Below are 16697 nucleotides of genomic sequence, written 5' to 3'. Positions count from 1 at the left end.
CGTGAACTGGTATGACGCCATCGGCCTCCTGCGGCGGCAGCGGCGCGCCGCCGTCCTGGTGACTCTCGTCGACGTGCGCGGACACGCCCCCCGCGCTGCCGGCGCCAAGATGGTCGTCACCGCCGACGCGGTCTTCGACACCATCGGCGGTGGCAACCTCGAGGAGACTGCGGTCTCCCGCGCCCGGGATGCCCTGCAGTCCGGCACGCCGTCCGCGCCACAGGAGCTGCAGCTCTCGCTGAGCGACAAGGCGCCTGCCGAGCACGGCGTGCAGTGCTGTGGCGGCGAGGTGCGGATCCTGCTGGAACCGTTGCCCGTGCGGCCATCGGTTGCCATCTTCGGAGTCGGCCACGTCGGGCTCGAGCTGGCACGCATCCTGGCCCGCCACGAGGTCGAGCTGCATCTGGTCGACTCCCGGCCGGCGCACCTGTCCGCTGAGCGCCTGGCGGTGCTCGACGACTCGGTCGCGTCCGTCATACCGCACCCGGCGCCGGTGCCCGAGGTCGTCCTCGGTGAGGTGCCCGCCGGCAGCCACGTGCTGGTGATGACCCACGATCACGCCGAGGACATCGCGATCTGCGATGCGGCCCTGCGGTGCGCGCACTTGTGCAGCATCGGCCTGATCGGGTCGTCGGCGAAGTGGGCCCGCTTCCGCCGCCGGCTCACCGAGGAGGGTCACGACGAGAGCGCGCTGGCGCGGATCACCACCCCCATCGGCCTGCCCGACCTGCCCGGCAAGGCACCGGCGACCATCGCGCTGAGCGTGGCCGCCGACCTGGTCGGCCGCTTCGCCGACCTCGCCAGTCCGGTGGTGCCCCGATGACCGTCTACCGCGCCACCGTGCTGGACACGCCGGCCGACCCGTTCACCGGGGGGACGCTGCGCGCCGCATCGGACATCGCGCTCGCCGTGACCGACGGGCTGATCACCGCGCGGGGCAGCTTCGACACCGTACGTGCCGCGTCGCCGTCCGACGAGGTCGTCGACCTGCGCGACGGGGTGCTGCTGCCCGGCTTCGTCGACACGCACGTGCACTACCCGCAGATCCGGGCGATCGGCGGCCTCGGCAAGCCGTTGCTCGACTGGCTCGAGCACTCGGCGCTGCCGGAGGAGGCGAAACTGCACGACCGGTCCTACGCCGCCCGGATCGCCGACGAGTTCGTGCACGGCCTGGTCGACGCCGGGACCACGTCGGCGCTCGTCTTCGGCTCACACTTCGCCGGTGCCGTCGACGCGCTGTTCCGCAGCGTCCACCACCGTGGGCTGCGGGTGACCTCCGGTCTGGTCGTCTCCGACCGGCTGTTGCGCGAGGACCTGCTCACCACGCCCGAGCGCGCCTACGACGAGTCCGTCCGGCTCGCCGCGCGCTGGCAGGGTCACGACCGCATCCGGTATGCCGTCACGCCGCGCTTCTCCTACTCGTGCACCGCGGCGATGCTCGACGCCTGCGGGGCTGCATACAAGGACATCGACGATGCGTGGTGCACCTCGCACGTCAACGAGAACGTCACCGAGGTCGCCGAGGTGGCAAGGCTCTTCGGCGGCTCGAGTTACGTGGCGACCTATCAGGACCATGGTCTGCTCGGCGCACGCACCGTGCTGGCGCACAACGTGCACCCGACCGAGGCGGAGCTGCGCATGCTGGCGGCGGGCCGGGCGTCGGTGGCGCACTGCCCCACCAGCAACGCCTCCCTCGGCAGCGGCATGTTCCCGCTCGCCGCGCACCTGCGGCACGGGGTGCGCGTGGCGATGGGCACCGACGTGGGCGGCGGCACCGGCTTCTCACTGCTCAAGGAGGGCCTGCAGGCCTACTTCCTGCAGAGTCTGCTCGGTGGGGACGGCGTGGCGCTGACACCGGCGCACCTGCTGCACCTGATCACGGCGGCGGGCGCCGACGCGCTCGGGCTGCGGGAGCAGGTGGGCGACTTGAGCATCGGCAAGCGGTTCGACGCGGTCCTCGTGGCGCCGCACCACCATTCGCCGCTCGGTGTCGGCATCCGGCATGCCGCGGGTGCCGAGGACGCCCTGGCGAAGATCTTCGCGCTCGGGACCCCGGCCGACATCGCGCAGGTCTGGGTCGACGGGGCGCAGGTCAAACACCCCGAGTGATTGCGGTCAACCCGTGATCGGGTGCTCCTGGAGGTATGCCGCGGCGAGCTTCTTGGGCGCCCGGTCCAGCCATGCCTCCACGACGAGTTCGGTGAGTTCGTCGACCGGGATGCGCGCCAGGCGCACCAGCACCGAGGGATAACCGTCGAAATGCGGGATGGTGAAGTAGACACTCGGATCATCAGCGATCAGAGCGTGTTTCACGCCCTCGTCCGGCACCCGTGCGGCGAGGATCTCCCCGTCGGGCGCCTCGTCACCGAGATCGGCGCGATCCTTGGCTCCCAGCGGGCGCTCCCACACGAATCCCTTCCCCTTGACCCGCCACATGGTGTTGCCCCAGGCCGGGCGCAGCTCCACCTCGGGCAGATTCGCCACGATCCGTCGTACGTCGTCCCAGGTCGCCATACCCGGTGACGTTACGCGCGCGGTGCGGGAAGCGTCACCAGTTCGCGATCGACCGGGTGAGGATGCCGGCGATGTCGTCCTCGGTCGGCTCCTTCGGGCAGGTGCTCAACAGCCGCTGCTGCTGCAGCACGCCCGGCACGAGGTCCGGCACGTCGGACTCGGTGAAGCCGACCGCTCCGATGCCGTTCGGGATCCCGATGTCGCGCATCAACCGGACCAGCACCGTCGGCAGCTGCTCCCGCGGGTCGGCCTGCTCGGGCACGTCCGGCCCCAGTAGCCGGGCAACACGCAGATGCCGCTCCGGCGCCGCGTCGAAGGAGAAACGGAAGGCCTCCGGCGCGGTCAGCGAGACGGCCATGCCGTGCGGCACCATCGGCTCGTCGCCCGGATAACCGGCCGGCCGGAAGTCCTTGACCTGCCCGGCGATCGGGTAGGCGTTCGCGTGCGGGATGTGTACGCCCGCGTTGCCGAAACCCATCCCCGCGAACGTCGCTGCCTGCATCATGTCGATCCGTGCCTGCTGGTCGTCGGCGCCGTGGGAGACCGCGCGCCGGAAGGCGCCGGCCAGCAGCGTCAGCGCACGCTCGCACCACACATCGGACACCGGGTTGGACCCGCAGTAGGTCACCCGCTCCTCCGGCCGCTTCTTGCCGTATGACGAGAACGGCTTCGCGGTGAACGATTCGGCGGCATGGCAGACGATGTCCATCCCGGCCGAGGCGGTCACCTCCGACGGCAGCGTCATGGTCAGCGCCGGATCGACCACCGCCATCGTCGGACGCAGCCGCCAGTGACTGATGCCGGTCTTGACCTTCATCGACAGCACGTCGAGCACGCACATGGCGGTGCTCTCCGAACCCGTGCCCGCCGTCGTCGGCACCGCGATCAGCGGCTTCAGCGCGCCCGGTGGCACCTGGGCCCGGCCCACCGGAGCGTTCAGGTAGTCGCCGAGTTCACCCGGGAAGGTCGTCAGCAGGTTGACCGCCTTGGCGGTGTCGATGGACGAACCACCGCCCACGGCGACGAAGCCGTCCCAGGGGCCCTGGGCCGCGGCGTACTCGATCGCCTGGTGCATCGAGTCGTCGGTCGGCTCGACGTGGACACCGTCGAAGATCTCGGCGACGACGTCGTAGCGGCGCAGGGCATCGACGATGCGGTCGGCAACACCGCTGGCGGCAACACCCGGGTCGGTGACGACCAACACTCGCGACACGCCGTACTGCCGCAGGTCGTAGCCGATCTCGTCGCTCGCCCCCACACCGAACTTCAACGGCGGCGCACCCCAGGTGAAGATGGTCTCCGCAGCGTCGCTAGGCATCGATGCGCTCGCGGTCGAGTTCGCGTGCGGAGTCGACGATGAAGTCCTTGCGCGGGGCGACGTCGCTGCCCATCAGCAACTCGAAGACCCGCTCGGAGTTCTCGGCGTCCTTGAGGGTGACCCGGCGCAGGGTGCGGTGGCGTGGATCCATCGTCGTCTCGGCGAGTTGCGAGGCATCCATCTCGCCGAGGCCCTTGTAGCGCTGGGGCTGCTTGACGTTGCGCCCCTTCTTGGCGAACTGCGCCATCACCTGCCGCATCTGCTGCTCGGAGTAGGTGTAGACGACCTCGCCCTTGGCACGGCCCTGTGCGGTGGTCTCGATCCGGTGCAGCGGCGGGACGGCCGCGAAGACCCGGCCCGCCTCGACCAGCGGACGCATGTAGCGGAAGAACAGCGTCAGCAACAGGGTGCGGATGTGCGCCCCGTCGACGTCGGCGTCGGTCATCAGGATGACCTTGCCGTAGCGCGCCATGTCCAGGTCGAAGGTGCGCCCCGAGCCTGCGCCGACCACCTGGATGATCGCGGCGCACTCGGCGTTCTTGAGCATGTCCCCGACCGACGCCTTCTGGACGTTGAGGATCTTGCCGCGGATCGGCAACAGCGCCTGGAACTCCGAGTTGCGGGCCGCCATACCGGTGCCGAGCGCGCTGTCACCCTCGACGATGAACAGCTCGGTGCGGTCGTTGTCGCCGGACCGGCAGTCCTTCAGCTTCCCCGGCAGCGACGAGGACTCCAGCGCACTCTTGCGACGCAGTGTCTCCTTCTGAACGCGGGCGTGGATGCGCGCCTTCATCTCGGCGACGACCTTCTCCTGCAGCTGGCTCGACTGCGTCTTGAGATCGCGCTTGCTCGAGGTCAGCAGCGCGGTCAGCTCCCGCTCGACGATCTTGCTGACGATCTGCCGGACCGCCGACGTGCCGAGGACCTCCTTGGTCTGCCCCTCGAACTGCGGCTCGGCGAGCCGCACCGTGATCACCGCGGTCATGCCCGCGAGGATGTCGTCCTTGTCGACCTTGTCGTTGCCGACCTTGAGGCGGCGGGCGTTGGTCTCCAGCTGCTTGCGGAAGACCTTCAGCAGTGCCTGCTCGAAGCCGGCGACGTGCGTGCCGCCCTTGGGGGTGTCGATGACGTTGACGAAGGAACGCATCCGCTGGTCGTAGCCGGTCCCCCAGCGCAGCGCGATGTCCACGCCGCAGCTTCGCTCCACCTCCGTGGGCGTCATGTGGCCCTGCGCGTCCAGCACCGGCACGGTCTCGGTGAAGGTCGACTCGCCCTGCAGGCGCCAGATGTCGGTCACCGCCGGGTCGGGGGCCAGGAACTCGGTGAACTCGGAGATGCCTCCTTCGTGGCGGAACACCTCCTCGACCGGTTCGCCCTCGCCCGGCGTGCCGGGCAGGCCGCGCTCGTCGCGCACGACCAGCTCCAGGCCAGGCACCAGGAAGGACGTCTGCCGCGCGCGGCCGATCAGTCGCTCGACATCGAACTCCGCGTCCCGCAGGAAGATCTGCGGGTCGGCCCAGTAGCGGATCCGAGTGCCGGTGACACCGCGCTTGACCTTGCCGACCACCCGCAGCTCGCTGCCGGCGGTGAACGGCTCGAACGGAGAGTCGGGGCTCGGACCCGACTTCGGGTCCTTGAACACACCCGGCTCCCCGCGCCGGAAGCTCATCGCGTAGGTCTTGCCGCCGCGGTCCACCTCGACGTCCAGCCGGGCCGAGACGGCGTTGACCACCGACGCGCCGACGCCGTGCAGGCCGCCGGAAGCGGCATACGACCCGCCGCCGAACTTGCCACCGGCGTGCAGCTTGGTGAAGACCACCTCGACACCGGACAGCCCGGTACGCGGCTCGATGTCGACCGGGATGCCCGCACCGCGGTCGGCGACGCCGACCGAGCCGTCGGCATACAGGGTGACCAGCACGTGGTCGCCGCGGTCGGCGAGTGCCTCGTCGACCGCGTTGTCGATGATCTCCCACACGCAGTGCATCAGGCCGCGGCCGTCGGTCGAACCGATGTACATGCCGGGCCGTTTGCGGACCGCCTCCAGACCCTCGAGCACCTGCAGGTGCCGTGCGGTGTATTCGCTCGTGGACGTGGTGGACGGACTTGCGGTCACGACTGGCGCTCTCCTGGCTGGTATGCCGCCCGATCGCCCGGGCGGTCTTGCTCGCAGGCAGATTAACCCCCGGCACCGACGAACCCACGAAGGCGCACTGCGGACACCACGCACCCACCGCCCCGCCGGCGCCGGGGCATGCGCTGCCGCCACCGGATCCGCGCAGGTCACAAGATTGTGAAGGACGCCACACGCCGTGGATAAGTTTCGCCGGGAATCCCTTCGCATGATTGACTGTTGAGTACTTCGACGACGGAAACCCCCGGGTGACCGGGAGGACCCGCAACGAGAGGATGATTACCGTGACTACAGCAGTTGCTCCCACCCTGACCGCATCCGATCGCTGCGACCGCTGCGGCGCCCAAGCTTTCATCCGTGCCCGCCTCAGCTCCGACCAGGATCTGCTCTTTTGCGCCCACCACGGCCGGGAGCACTTGGACAAGCTGCGCGAGATCGCTGACGAAGTGATTGATGAGACCGACCGGCTGCACAGCGAGTCCACGATCGAAGTGTGATGATCGACGTGTGAGCTTCACCCCTACTCCTGCGAGAACGGCGCACCCTGTGGTGCGCCGTTCTCGTATGCCGTCCCGGGTGTATGACGCCCGGCCGGTCGCATAGGTTCGTCCCGTGGACGCGGTGACCCTCGTGGCCGGTGCGATGATCACGCTGGGCATCCTGGGGCTGGTCGTCCCCGTGCTTCCCGGCCTGCTGCTGTGCCTCGCGGGCGTCCTGCTGTGGGCCTGGGAGGTCGACACGGGCACGTCCTGGGCGGTCTTCGGCTGTGGTGTCGTCGTGGCCGCCATCGGCTGGGTGGTGCAGTTCCTGGTCCCGAACCGGCGGTTGAAGGCGGTCGGCGTGCCCGGCGTCGCGAAGTTCGCGGGCCTTGTCGGCGCGGTGATCGGCTTCTTCGTCATCCCCTACGTAGGGCTGTTCGTCGGCTTCCCGGCCGGGGTGTTCGCCGCCGAGCAGCTACGGCTGCGGGATGCCGCACGGGCCCGGGCGGCGACCAAGGCTACGGTACGCGCGGTGCTGACCAGCATCGGCATCGAACTGGCCGCCGCCGTGCTGGTGTCGTGGATCTGGGTGGCCGGGGTCCTGCTCAGCTGAGACCGCGACCGTGCCGTGCACGGGTCAGCTGCCGGTCAGCAGCGGTCACCAGCCGCCTTGACCGCGGCGGCGTTCCCAGCGCTCCTCGAGTCGCTGCATGAACGTGCCGGCGCTGCGCGACGGCGGTTTGGGACGAGCACTGACCGAGCCGTCCTCCTGGACGGTGCCGAACTCGCGCGCATGGCCGGGCTTGAAGGCATAGGCGCCGGCCGCGACCATGACCGCGAAGCCGATGACACCGAGCCAGATCTGGGCGATCGTCATACCGACGATGACCAGTGCCAGCCCCACGACCACACCGCAGACGCCGATCGCGACGCGGCGCCGGAAGCGGCGACGACCCGGATGGGCGACCATGTGCGACGCAAACTTGGGGTCCTCCACCTTGAGCGCCTGCTCCATTTGGTCGAGTAGGCGCTGCTCGTGCTCCGATAGCGGCACGTTGACCTCCCAATGTTCTTCGGTCGCCACCACGCGGTGACCGAGCCCGCCGGCTGATCCCCGACTGATCTCAACCTCAAGGATAGTTCGCCGCGCTACCTAGCGGTAGTTGCCCCATGGGCCGGCGATCGAAAACGATCGACGAGACCGCAGGAGCCACGACGGAACCCGTCCGCACGGTCGGATCAGCACGCTGGATCGGTTGTCTTCGCGCCAGCCTAGACAAAGCGGCCCGGAAACGGTGCCGGAGTCCGCAACAATTACCGAGTTGTCACCCGGCGGGCGGACCACCGGCCGGTCAGCCGGCACCGGTCGGAGCGACGCAGGCGGTGAATGACTCGCACATCGGCAGCCCCAGGTGCGCCAGGACCAGCTCCAGGAAGGTCTCGACCTGCCGCACAAGATCGTCGGCCTCGCGGGTGGAGATCACGAGGACGCCGCGTTCCAGCTGCGAGCGCCGCCGGGCGGAGCCCTCGAAGAACTGCGCCCACTCGGCCAACTCGGGCGCCACCGTCGGCAGCACCGTCCAGACGTTGCGCGGCCGGGATCCCGGGGTCCGCCGCGCATCGGCCGCCAGCACCGCGGCGGCCGCTCGCAGGGCCGACAGGTGTGCCAGCCGGTAGCGCTCGTCGGCCGTGTCGGCATGACAGGCCTGCAACAGGCCGACCCGGGTGCGGTCGACCAGGTCGAGCACCGTCCCGGCGACCGGCGTGGGCGGAAGGGAGTGGGCTGGCGGGCGCATGCGGCCTCCTCGCGGATCGCTGTCATCGAACTTTTGTTCGATGTAGTGACACTAGTCGCGGGCACCGACAGGGCCCCTGGGCCGCGCCCCCCGGTTCAGACCAGGCTGTTCTGCCGCAGGTTGGCGAAGACCTCCAGCGTCGCGGTCGACTTGTTCATCGTCATGAAGTGCAGGCCCGGAGCACCCTCCCGCAGCAACCGCTCCGAGTGCTCGGTGCAGATCGCGATGCCCTCGCGGCGCACGGCGGCCACGTCGTCACCGGCGGCACCGATGCGCGAGACGACGTCGGCGGCCAGCGGCTGCCCGTTGAGCTCGGTCAGCCGCTGCAGCTGGCCGACGGCGGTCACCGGCAGCAGCCCGGGGATGATCGGCAGCTCGCAACCGCGGCCGGCCACCAGGTCGCGCAGCCGCAAGTAGGCGTCCACGTCGGTGACCATCTGGGTGATGGCGAACGCGGCGCCGGCGTCCGCCTTGCGCACGAGGGTGTCGGCCTCCTCCGCCAACGAGGCCGACTCCGGGTGCTTGTCCGGGAAGGCCGCGACGCCGACGGTGAAGTCGCCCAGCGAGCGCACCAGCGACACCAGCTTGTCGGCATGGTCCAGGCCCTCGGGGTGGGCGATCCACGGTGCGGCAGGCCCACCCGGCGGGTCACCGCGCAGCGCCAGGACGTTGGCGATGCCGACGGCGGCATACTCCCCCACCACACGACGCAACTCGGCGACCGAGGACCCGACGCAGGTCAGGTGCGCCATCGTGCGCAGCGTCGTCTCCTGCTCGATCCGGCCGGTGATGCGCACGGTGCGGTCGCGGGTCGAGCCGCCCGCGCCATACGTCACCGAGACGAACGTCGGGTGCAACTGCTCCAAGCGGCGCACGGAGTTCCAGAGCACCGCCTCGGCACGCTCGCTGCGCGGCGGCATGAACTCGAAGCTGAAGCTCGGGCCGTCCTGTGCCAGCAACTCGGGGATCGGACGCCCGGACTTGTCGTGGCGCATGGTCATGCCGCTCAGCCTACGGACTGGTACGCCGACTACGCTCGACTCGATCACCATTCGGAAGGACAATCTCTTGCCCACCGCCGACCTTGACGACCTACGGGCACGCGTCCAGCGCGCGCTCGATGCGGAGCGCCGGACCCAGGCCGGGATCCTCGCCCCACTGGGGCCGGACATGGCCGACCTGCTGGAGGCCGTGTTCGCGCTGCTCAGCGGCGGCAAGCGGCTGCGCGCCGGCTTCTTCTACTGGGGTTACCGCGCCGTGGGCGGCGGCGACAGCGACGCACTGGTGCGCGCGGCGATGTCCCTGGAGGTCTTCCAGGCCGCCGCGCTGCTCCACGACGACGTGATGGACGACTCCGACGTGCGCCGCGGCATGCCCGCGGCGCATCGGCGGCTGGCCGAGGTCCACCGCCGGCGCGGACTGGCCGGCGATCCCACCCGGTTCGGCGAGGCAGGCGCCATCCTGGCCGGTGACCTGTGCCTGAACTGGACCGACGAGATCTACTCGACCAGCGGCCTGCCGGCCGCCGAACTCGCCCGTGGCCGGCGCGTGCTGGACACCATGCGCACCCAGCTGATGGGTGGGCAGTACCTCGATGTCGTCGAGGCGGCGCAGACCTGGGACGGGGTCTCCACCGAGGATCGGATCGAACGCGCTCGCAAGGTGATTCGTTTCAAGAGCGCGAAATACACCGTCGAGCACCCGCTGCTGATCGGCGCAACGTGTGCGGGCACCGACGAAGTCACCCTGGCGGCCCTGTCCGATTACGGACTGGCGCTCGGCGAGGCGTTCCAGTTGCGCGACGACCTGCTGGGCGTTTTCGGCGACCCGGACCAGACCGGCAAGCCGGCCGGTGACGACCTGCGGGAGGGCAAGCGTACGGTCCTGATCGCGTATGCACTCCAGGACATGAACACCGAGGACGTGCAACGCTTCCGAGCCGTTTTCGGCGATCCGCGGATCACCACCGAGGATCTCGCCTGGCTGCGCGAGCAGTGCATCCGCACCGGCGCGGTGGACCAGACCGAGAAGCTGATCGCAGCATGCGCCGACGCCGCACGCACCGCCCTCGACTCCGCACACCTCACCGACGACGGTCGCGCCGCACTGATCGACCTGATCGACATCTCCACGGCACGCTCGTCGTGATCCGCGGGCCCCGGACGCCGTCCACGGCAACGAGGTCGGGGTCCCCGCGAAGCGCGGTGGTGGTCGGTGCCGGGCTCGCCGGCCTGTCCGCCGCGCTGCATCTGCGTGGCGCCGGCGTGGACGTGACCCTGATCGAACAACAGCCCTCCCCCGGCGGCCGCTGCCCGGACGGCACCGTCGACGGCTACCGGCTCGACCTGGGGCCTACCGTGCTGACCGAAACCGACCAGCTCGCAGCAGTGTTCGCCGCCGTCGGGGAAACGATGACCGACCACCTGACGCTGCGGGACATCGACCCGGCATACGTCGCGCACTTCCCCGACGGCAGCACCCTGCCGATGCACACCGACGTCGACCGCATGCACCGGGTGGTCGCCGACTTCGCCGGCGAACGGGACGCCACCGGCTACGACCGCTTCGTCCGGCACGTCCAACGGCTGTACGACGTGGAGTTCCCGCACTTCATCGACCGCAACGTGGACGGCGTGCACTCGCTGGCCCGCCCGGCCCTCGGGCGATTGGTCGCGCTCCGCGGGCTCGGCAGGATGGACCGACTGGTCGGGTCGTTCTTCCACGACGAACGGTTGCGGCAGGCGTTCAGCTTCCAGTCGTTGTATGTCGGGGTGGCCCCGCACCGTGCACGCGGCCGCCGCACACGACGTCCGGCTCCGGCTCGGTGAAACGGTGCAGGCCGTCCGGGCCGCGGCGGGCGGTTACGAGGTACACACCGACCACGCGACCCACCGTGCCGATGCCGTCGTTCTCACCTGCGAACCCGACCACGCCGCAGCACTGTTGGCCGATCCGTCACCCATCCGGCCGGCCGCCACCCCGTCACCCAGCTGCGTGCTGCTCGCGGCCGGAGTGCCGGCCGGACTGCCGGGCGCCGGACACCATCACCTGCACTTCGGGGCCTCGGTGCGGGGCTCGCTCGACGACGTCACCGACGGCCGCGTGATGCGCGACCTCAGCTTCCTGGTCTCGGTGCCGACGCGCACCGACCCATCGCTGGCACCCCCGGGAGGAGACGTGGTCTATGCGCTCTTTCCCGCACCCGCCCGGCACGGGCACGGCGCCGCCATCGACTGGCAGCGTCTGCGGACGCCGTACCGCGATCACGTGCTGCGCCGACTCGAGCGGGCCGGCTACCCGGTCACCGACCTGATCGGTGAGCACTTCATCACTCCCGCCGACTGGACAGATCGCGGAATGCCTTGGGGCACACCATTCTCCAGCGCGCACACCTTCCGGCAGAGCGGGCCGTTCCGGCAACCGAACCGGATCGGTCCCGGCCTCGCCCTGGCCGGGTCGGGCACCACGCCGGGCGTGGGGGTGCCCATGGTGTTGATCAGCGGTCGGCTGGCGGCCCAGCGGGTGCTGGGGTGAGCAACCAACTGGCCGCGGCATACGCCACGTGCCGGGACATCAACGCCCGGCACGGCACCTCCTTCTACCGCGCGACCAGCCTGCTGCCCGTCGGCCGGCGGCCGCACATCTGGGCGCTGTATGCCGTCGCCCGGCGCAGCGACGATCTCGTCGACGCCCCGGAGGTCGGCAGCGACCCGGCGGTTGCCTTGTCGCAGTGGCGATCTGCCGTGCTCGCTGCGGTGACCGACCGGACCGCTCCGAGCGACCCGGTGCTCATCGCCGTGCGTCATACGGTGACCGTCCACGGCATACCGGCCCGGCTCTTCGAGGAGTTCTTCGACTCCATGCGCCGCGACCTGACCACGTCGCGCTATCCCACCTGGGCCGACCTGCGCAGCTACATGCGAGGCAGCGCCGCGGCCATCGGCGAGATGACGGCGCCGGTGCTGGGCGCGAGCGCCGCGGGCCTGCCGCACGCCGCGGCACTCGGCGAGGCCTTCCAGTTGACCAACTTCGTCCGGGACATCGCCGAGGACTGGCAGCGCGGCCGGATCTACCTGCCGCTGGAGGATCTTCGGGCGTGCGGCGGCACCGAGCAGGAGGTCGGCGACTGTGTGGCGACCGGCCGCAGCAGCCCGGCGCTGCGCCGGCTGGTCGGTCTCGAGATCGCCCGGGCCCGTTCACTGTATGCCGCCGCCGAGCCCGGGCTGACCGAGGTGGACCCGGTCGTGCGGCCGTGCCTACGTGCCGCCTTCGGCCTCTACGGGGAGATCCTGCGGGAGATCGAACGCCGGGGGCTCGAGGTCTGCCAGGGACGTGCCGTCGTCCCGGCCGGCCGGCGCGCCCTCGTGCTCAGTCGGTCGCTGACGGGCGGGAGTCCCTGGCGGTCCACCATCGCCACGACACGATCGTGAGCAGCACCAGGGCGAAACCGAAGCCCAGGTCCTCGACCGGTGCGTAGCAGAGCCGCCAATCCCCCACGAACCGTTGATGATTCGAGCCCAGGATCGCCGACCCGTCATACGTCACGATGCGCCGCCCGGTCAGCCACCCGTTGACCGCGAACTGTCCGGCCAGGACGATCGCGTAGGCCAGCCACCACTGCAGCGTGAGCACCACCCGGGTGCGCACGATGACCAGGTCGACCAGCAGCGCGGCGGGCACCGCGATCACCGCCAGCACGGTGTAACTCATCGGCCGTCCGGCGAACGGCGTCGACGGAGCAACGCACCGACCGCTTCGTAACTCGCGATGCCCGCGAACGGTATGACGAGGAAGAACGCCCACTCCTCCAGCGGCAACCCGAGCAACCGCACGTCCACCACCTGACCGCTGTCGAAATGCCATTGCCCGGCATGGGTGGCCCACAGGTCCCAGATCACGAAAGGCGTTGCCGCACAGACGATCGCGGTCAGCAGCCGCCGCCACCGGTGCATCCGCCGCAACCTCAGGACCGGCACCAGGGGCGCCGTCAGCACCAGACAACCCACCAGCACCGCGGCATACGCCAGGTGTGTCACGGGAGGACCGGAGGCACGTGCACGGATCAGAACGCGAGTTCGGCGGCCCGCTTGCGCACTTCGGCCTTGCGGTGGGCCTGCAGCATGGTGATCGGGCTGCCCTCCACCGGCAGGGTCGGGTCGACCGTGAACAACCACGTCAGCGCCTCGTCCGGCGAGAGCCGGGCGTCGAGCAGCACGGTGATGGTCCCCTCGATGCCGGTCAGCAGGTGATCCTCCTCGACGAACGCCGCGGGCACGCAGAGTGCCTGGTGGGGGCCGACCCGGTGCGCGAGCACGACCTTGTCGTCGACCAGCCGACGGGCCTGTCGTTGGCTCAGGCCGAGGGCGTCGCCCAGCTCGGGGATCGACAGCCAATCGCCGACCAGGCTCTCCACGTCACTCGTCGCATCAGTCACGGCAGGCAAGTCTAGGCCGTGCGTCGACACGCCTGGCCGGTGCAGGTCGCCCCCCGGTCGGCGTCCAGCCGCTAGTTTGACTGGCGAGTCACACCAGTCCCATCCGCCACAACCAGCCGTCATCCCGACGCCCATCCCGGCCAAGGAGACCCATGCCCCCGCTCACCACCGGCGCCCCGCCCGCCGCCGTCCACGCGATCCACGCGACAGCGGACAGCCATCACCGGAAGGCCTCCCAGCACGCCAAGCCGGCGAAGTCGAAGTCGCCGCGGCTGCACCCGCGCCGCAGCACGTCGGTCGCCAAGAAGGCGGTGCGCGCCGGATCGGCATACCTGGTCCGCCCCGGCGACAACCTGACGACGATTGCGCTGCGCCACCGGGTGTCGCTCACCGCGTTGATCAAGGCCAACGGCATCCGCAACCCCGACCGCGTGCTCAGCGGGTCGGTGCTGCGCATCCCGCACCGCGTCGCGGCCACCAGGACCTCGCACAAGACCTCCTCGCACAAGACCTCCTCGCACAAGAGCTCCTCGCACAAGACCACTTCGCGGAAGACCACGCCGGAGAAGTCGCACCGCGCCACCCAGCACCGGACGGTCAGCCGCGCCGCCGAACGGGCTGCCCGACGCGCCGCAGCGACCCGCGCCGCATTGGCGAAACGGTCGATCCCCAGCCGCACGCAGACCAAGGCACTGATCGAGCGCACCGCTCGCCGGTACGGCGTCAACCCACACCTCGCGCTCGGCATCAGCTGGCAGGAGTCCGGCTGGAACCAGCGGGTCGTCTCGCCGGCCAACGCGGTCGGCGTCATGCAAGTGCTGCCCCAGTCCGGCGAATGGGCGTCGAGCATGGTCGGGCACGAGCTGGACCTGCTGGACGCACACGACAACATCACCGCCGGCGTGGTGATCCTGCGCTACCTGACCGGCAACGCCAAGGACCTCGACCAGGCGATCGGCGGCTACTACCAGGGGCTGGCCGGGGTGCAGCAGCACGGTCCCTACCCGGAGACCAAGCACTACGTCCGGAACGTCCGGGCCCTGATGGACCGCCTCTGAGCGGAGCCGCCCCGGGGCGCGCCCGGTCACCTGACCGGCGCCGGAGCCCGAGCTTCGTAGACTTTGAGCGTGTCAGTATCCGCACCCTCACTTGTCGGTCGCACCATCGACAAGCGCTACGTGCTGCGCGAGCACCTCGCCGACGGTGGCATGGGTTCGGTCTACGTCGCCCTCGACGAGCGCCTCGACCGCGAGGTCGCGCTGAAGATCATGCGGCCCGATCTGGCCAGGGACGCCGACTTCGTCGCCCGCTTCCGCCGCGAAGCGCGTTCGGCCGCCCGGCTGGCACATCCCAACGTCGTCGCGGTGACCGACCAGGGATCCGACGAGGAGTTCGTCTTCCTGGCGATGGAACTGGTCCGCGGCCAGACGCTGCGCCAGGTGATCCGTCGCGACGCGCCGCTGCCGGTCCGCGAGGCGCTGGAATACACCGAAGGAATCCTGCGGGCACTGGATGCGGCGCACCTGGCCGGGCTGGTACACCGCGACGTCAAGCCGGAGAACGTCCTCATCGGCGCACACGGCGTGAAGGTTGCCGATTTCGGGCTTGCCCGGGCCGTCACGACGGACACCCTCACCGGCGACAGCGACGTACTGCTGGGCACCGCCGCCTACCTGTCCCCCGAACAGGTCGAGACCGGTCGCGCCGACGCACGCAGTGACGTCTATTCCGCCGGGTTGCTGCTCTTCGAGATGCTGACCGGAGAGAAGGCCTTTCCCGGTGACTCACCGATCAACGTCGCCTACCAGCACGTGCACGGCACCATGCCGCGACCGTCGGACGCCGTGCCCACCGTCCCGGTCGAGGTCGACGAACTCGTGCTGCGATCGACCGCCAAGAATCCCGACGACCGGCCGGCCGACGCCGGTGCGATGTTGCACGAACTGCACCGCACCCGCGACCGGCTGGGCTCCTCGGTCCTCGACGAGACGCCGCGCGTCGCGGCCGGCGCCGCCGGCGAGCACGACACCGGCCCGCTGTCGGCGCACTCCACCCGGCAGATCGACCGCACCGGACCGCCGCCGCCCGAGCACACCGGCCGGCGCCGCTGGCCGTGGGTGGCCGGGATCCTGGCCCTCGTGCTGCTGGTCGCGGGCGGCCTCGGCGGGTGGGCGTTCACCGCCGGCCCGTTCGGCACGGTGGCGGTCCCCACCGTCGCAGGTCAGCAACAGGGGCGCGCCGTGAGCGCCATACAGGACGCCGGGCTGCACGCGCGGGTGCAGCAGGCCTTCTCCGAGAAGGTCGCCCGCGGGGTCGTCGTGTCGGCGGATCCGGGCGCGGGGGCGGACGCGCGCAAGAACTCCACGGTGACGCTCACCGTCTCCAAGGGACCTGAGCGCTATACCGTCCCGTCGGTCGTCGGGCGCTCCGAGGCGGCGGCGCGCGCCGCCATCGGCAAGGCCCATCTCGCCGTCGGCACCGTCACCCAGGCGTATGACGAGAAGATCGCCACCGGCGAGGTGGTGCGTGCCGACCCGGAGGGCGGCAGCGCGCAGAAGCGCGGCAGCCAGGTGGATCTGGTGATCAGCAAGGGCAGGCAGCCGATCGACATCGCCGATGTCACGGGGCAGTCGAAGGCGGACGCGCAGCAGACCCTCCGCGACGCGGGTTTCACGGTCACCTTCGGCCCGGAGCAGCACAGTGACACGGTGGCAAAGGGCGACGTGATCAGCCAGACTCCCGCCGGCGGCGGCACCGGCCACCGGGGTGACTCGATCCAGCTGGTCGTCTCCCAGGGGCCGGTGATGGTCACCGTGCCGAAGGTGATCGGGATGAGTTCCGGGGCGGCCAAGGACAAGCTGGAAGGACTCGGCTTCACGGTGAAGACGCACTACCCGTTGCTGGTGCCGGTGCTCTTCCAGGTGCAGGGCCAGTCGGTCAAGGCGGACACGCAGGCAGCCAAGGGCAGCACCATCACGATCGACGTGGTCTGACACCGGCCCGCTAACCGGAGGATGCATCC

At 70.3% G+C, this 16697-nt stretch carries 19 protein-coding genes; 10 read left to right on the top strand and 9 right to left on the bottom strand.

The window, feature by feature from the left end:
• The first annotated feature begins 1 nt into the window (after nucleotide 1).
• A complete protein-coding gene (xdhC, locus tag ACYVBN_RS05390) occupies nucleotides 2-823 on the top strand; it encodes a xanthine dehydrogenase accessory protein XdhC (RefSeq protein ID WP_460599606.1) in 822 nt (273 codons plus the stop codon).
• Nucleotides 820-2109 (top strand): amidohydrolase family protein, encoded by a 1290-nt coding sequence (locus ACYVBN_RS05385; protein ID WP_460599605.1) that lies wholly within the window; start codon nucleotides 820-822, stop codon nucleotides 2107-2109. The genes xdhC and ACYVBN_RS05385 overlap by 4 nt, the downstream gene beginning before the upstream one ends.
• A 6-nt stretch (nucleotides 2110-2115) precedes the next feature.
• Here the strand turns inward: ACYVBN_RS05385 and ACYVBN_RS05380 are convergent, their stop codons facing one another.
• The 3 genes from ACYVBN_RS05380 to ACYVBN_RS05370 are packed head-to-tail and all read right to left on the bottom strand — an operon-like array spanning nucleotide 2116 to nucleotide 5948.
• The gene (locus ACYVBN_RS05380) at nucleotides 2116-2514 is read right to left on the bottom strand and encodes an MmcQ/YjbR family DNA-binding protein (RefSeq protein WP_460599604.1); all 399 of its coding nucleotides are present in this window, start codon (nucleotides 2512-2514) and stop codon (nucleotides 2116-2118) included.
• Nucleotides 2515-2548: 34 nt separating this feature from the next.
• Nucleotides 2549-3832: a hydroxyacid-oxoacid transhydrogenase gene (locus ACYVBN_RS05375; RefSeq protein ID WP_460599603.1), complete on the bottom strand. Its 1284-nt coding sequence runs from the start codon at nucleotides 3830-3832 to the stop codon at nucleotides 2549-2551.
• A complete protein-coding gene (locus ACYVBN_RS05370; RefSeq protein WP_460599602.1) occupies nucleotides 3825-5948 on the bottom strand; it encodes a DNA gyrase/topoisomerase IV subunit B in 2124 nt (707 codons plus the stop codon). The genes ACYVBN_RS05375 and ACYVBN_RS05370 overlap by 8 nt, the downstream gene beginning before the upstream one ends.
• A gap of 293 nt (nucleotides 5949-6241) precedes the next feature.
• On the opposite strand from ACYVBN_RS05370, the gene ACYVBN_RS05365 reads away from it, so the two are divergent.
• Both ACYVBN_RS05365 and ACYVBN_RS05360 read left to right on the top strand, forming a co-directional pair.
• Nucleotides 6242-6463, top strand: coding sequence for a DUF7455 domain-containing protein (locus ACYVBN_RS05365; protein WP_325547692.1), 222 nt, complete (start codon nucleotides 6242-6244; stop codon nucleotides 6461-6463).
• Between the two features lie 115 nt (nucleotides 6464-6578).
• Nucleotides 6579-7058 carry a DUF456 domain-containing protein gene (locus ACYVBN_RS05360; protein WP_460599601.1) on the top strand — a complete coding sequence of 160 codons (480 nt, stop codon included), beginning with the start codon at nucleotides 6579-6581 and terminating at the stop codon, nucleotides 7056-7058.
• A 45-nt stretch (nucleotides 7059-7103) separates the two neighbouring features.
• Here the strand turns inward: ACYVBN_RS05360 and ACYVBN_RS05355 are convergent, their stop codons facing one another.
• The 3 genes from ACYVBN_RS05355 to ACYVBN_RS05345 form a co-directional block, all read right to left on the bottom strand.
• On the bottom strand, nucleotides 7104-7499 hold the full coding sequence (locus tag ACYVBN_RS05355) for a DUF3040 domain-containing protein (protein ID WP_460599600.1): 396 nt from the start codon (nucleotides 7497-7499) through the stop codon (nucleotides 7104-7106).
• Between the two features lie 298 nt (nucleotides 7500-7797).
• Nucleotides 7798-8241 (bottom strand): SAV_6107 family HEPN domain-containing protein, encoded by a 444-nt coding sequence (locus tag ACYVBN_RS05350; RefSeq protein WP_460599599.1) that lies wholly within the window; start codon nucleotides 8239-8241, stop codon nucleotides 7798-7800.
• Nucleotides 8242-8336: 95 nt separating this feature from the next.
• A complete protein-coding gene (locus tag ACYVBN_RS05345; protein ID WP_440281454.1) occupies nucleotides 8337-9242 on the bottom strand; it encodes a methylenetetrahydrofolate reductase in 906 nt (301 codons plus the stop codon).
• Nucleotides 9243-9309: 67 nt separating this feature from the next.
• On the opposite strand from ACYVBN_RS05345, the gene ACYVBN_RS05340 reads away from it, so the two are divergent.
• The 4 genes from ACYVBN_RS05340 to ACYVBN_RS05325 are packed head-to-tail and all read left to right on the top strand — an operon-like array spanning nucleotide 9310 to nucleotide 12671.
• On the top strand, nucleotides 9310-10389 hold the full coding sequence (locus ACYVBN_RS05340) for a polyprenyl synthetase family protein (RefSeq protein WP_460599598.1): 1080 nt from the start codon (nucleotides 9310-9312) through the stop codon (nucleotides 10387-10389).
• 56 nt (nucleotides 10390-10445) lie between these two features.
• Entirely contained in the window at nucleotides 10446-11069 is a 624-nt protein-coding gene (locus ACYVBN_RS05335) for a phytoene desaturase family protein (RefSeq protein WP_460599597.1), read from the top strand.
• Nucleotides 11005-11775: a phytoene desaturase family protein gene (locus ACYVBN_RS05330; RefSeq protein ID WP_460599596.1), complete on the top strand. Its 771-nt coding sequence runs from the start codon at nucleotides 11005-11007 to the stop codon at nucleotides 11773-11775. The genes ACYVBN_RS05335 and ACYVBN_RS05330 overlap by 65 nt, the downstream gene beginning before the upstream one ends.
• Nucleotides 11772-12671, top strand: coding sequence for a phytoene/squalene synthase family protein (locus ACYVBN_RS05325; RefSeq protein ID WP_460599595.1), 900 nt, complete (start codon nucleotides 11772-11774; stop codon nucleotides 12669-12671). Before ACYVBN_RS05330 ends, ACYVBN_RS05325 begins: the two co-directional genes overlap by 4 nt.
• On the opposite strand, the gene ACYVBN_RS05320 is transcribed toward ACYVBN_RS05325, so the two are convergent.
• The 3 genes from ACYVBN_RS05320 to ACYVBN_RS05310 are packed head-to-tail and all read right to left on the bottom strand — an operon-like array spanning nucleotide 12610 to nucleotide 13675.
• The gene (locus tag ACYVBN_RS05320; RefSeq protein ID WP_440283476.1) at nucleotides 12610-12951 is read right to left on the bottom strand and encodes a hypothetical protein; all 342 of its coding nucleotides are present in this window, start codon (nucleotides 12949-12951) and stop codon (nucleotides 12610-12612) included. The genes ACYVBN_RS05325 and ACYVBN_RS05320 overlap by 62 nt on opposite strands.
• A complete protein-coding gene (locus ACYVBN_RS05315; RefSeq protein ID WP_460599594.1) occupies nucleotides 12948-13277 on the bottom strand; it encodes a lycopene cyclase domain-containing protein in 330 nt (109 codons plus the stop codon). The genes ACYVBN_RS05320 and ACYVBN_RS05315 overlap by 4 nt, the downstream gene beginning before the upstream one ends.
• 26 nt (nucleotides 13278-13303) lie before the next feature.
• Complete coding sequence (locus tag ACYVBN_RS05310) at nucleotides 13304-13675, bottom strand: Rv2175c family DNA-binding protein (protein ID WP_440283478.1); 372 nt, start codon at nucleotides 13673-13675, stop codon at nucleotides 13304-13306.
• A 152-nt stretch (nucleotides 13676-13827) separates the two neighbouring features.
• On the opposite strand from ACYVBN_RS05310, the gene ACYVBN_RS05305 reads away from it, so the two are divergent.
• Entirely contained in the window at nucleotides 13828-14733 is a 906-nt protein-coding gene (locus ACYVBN_RS05305) for a lytic transglycosylase (RefSeq protein WP_460599593.1), read from the top strand.
• A gap of 69 nt (nucleotides 14734-14802) precedes the next feature.
• Nucleotides 14803-16668: a Stk1 family PASTA domain-containing Ser/Thr kinase gene (gene pknB / locus ACYVBN_RS05300; protein WP_460599592.1), complete on the top strand. Its 1866-nt coding sequence runs from the start codon at nucleotides 14803-14805 to the stop codon at nucleotides 16666-16668.
• Nucleotides 16669-16697: the final 29 nt, after the last annotated feature.

The organism is Flexivirga lutea (assembly GCF_054778955.1).
Note: the sequence above shows the minus strand (reverse complement) of the source record. Positions and strands in the feature narration are given on the sequence as shown.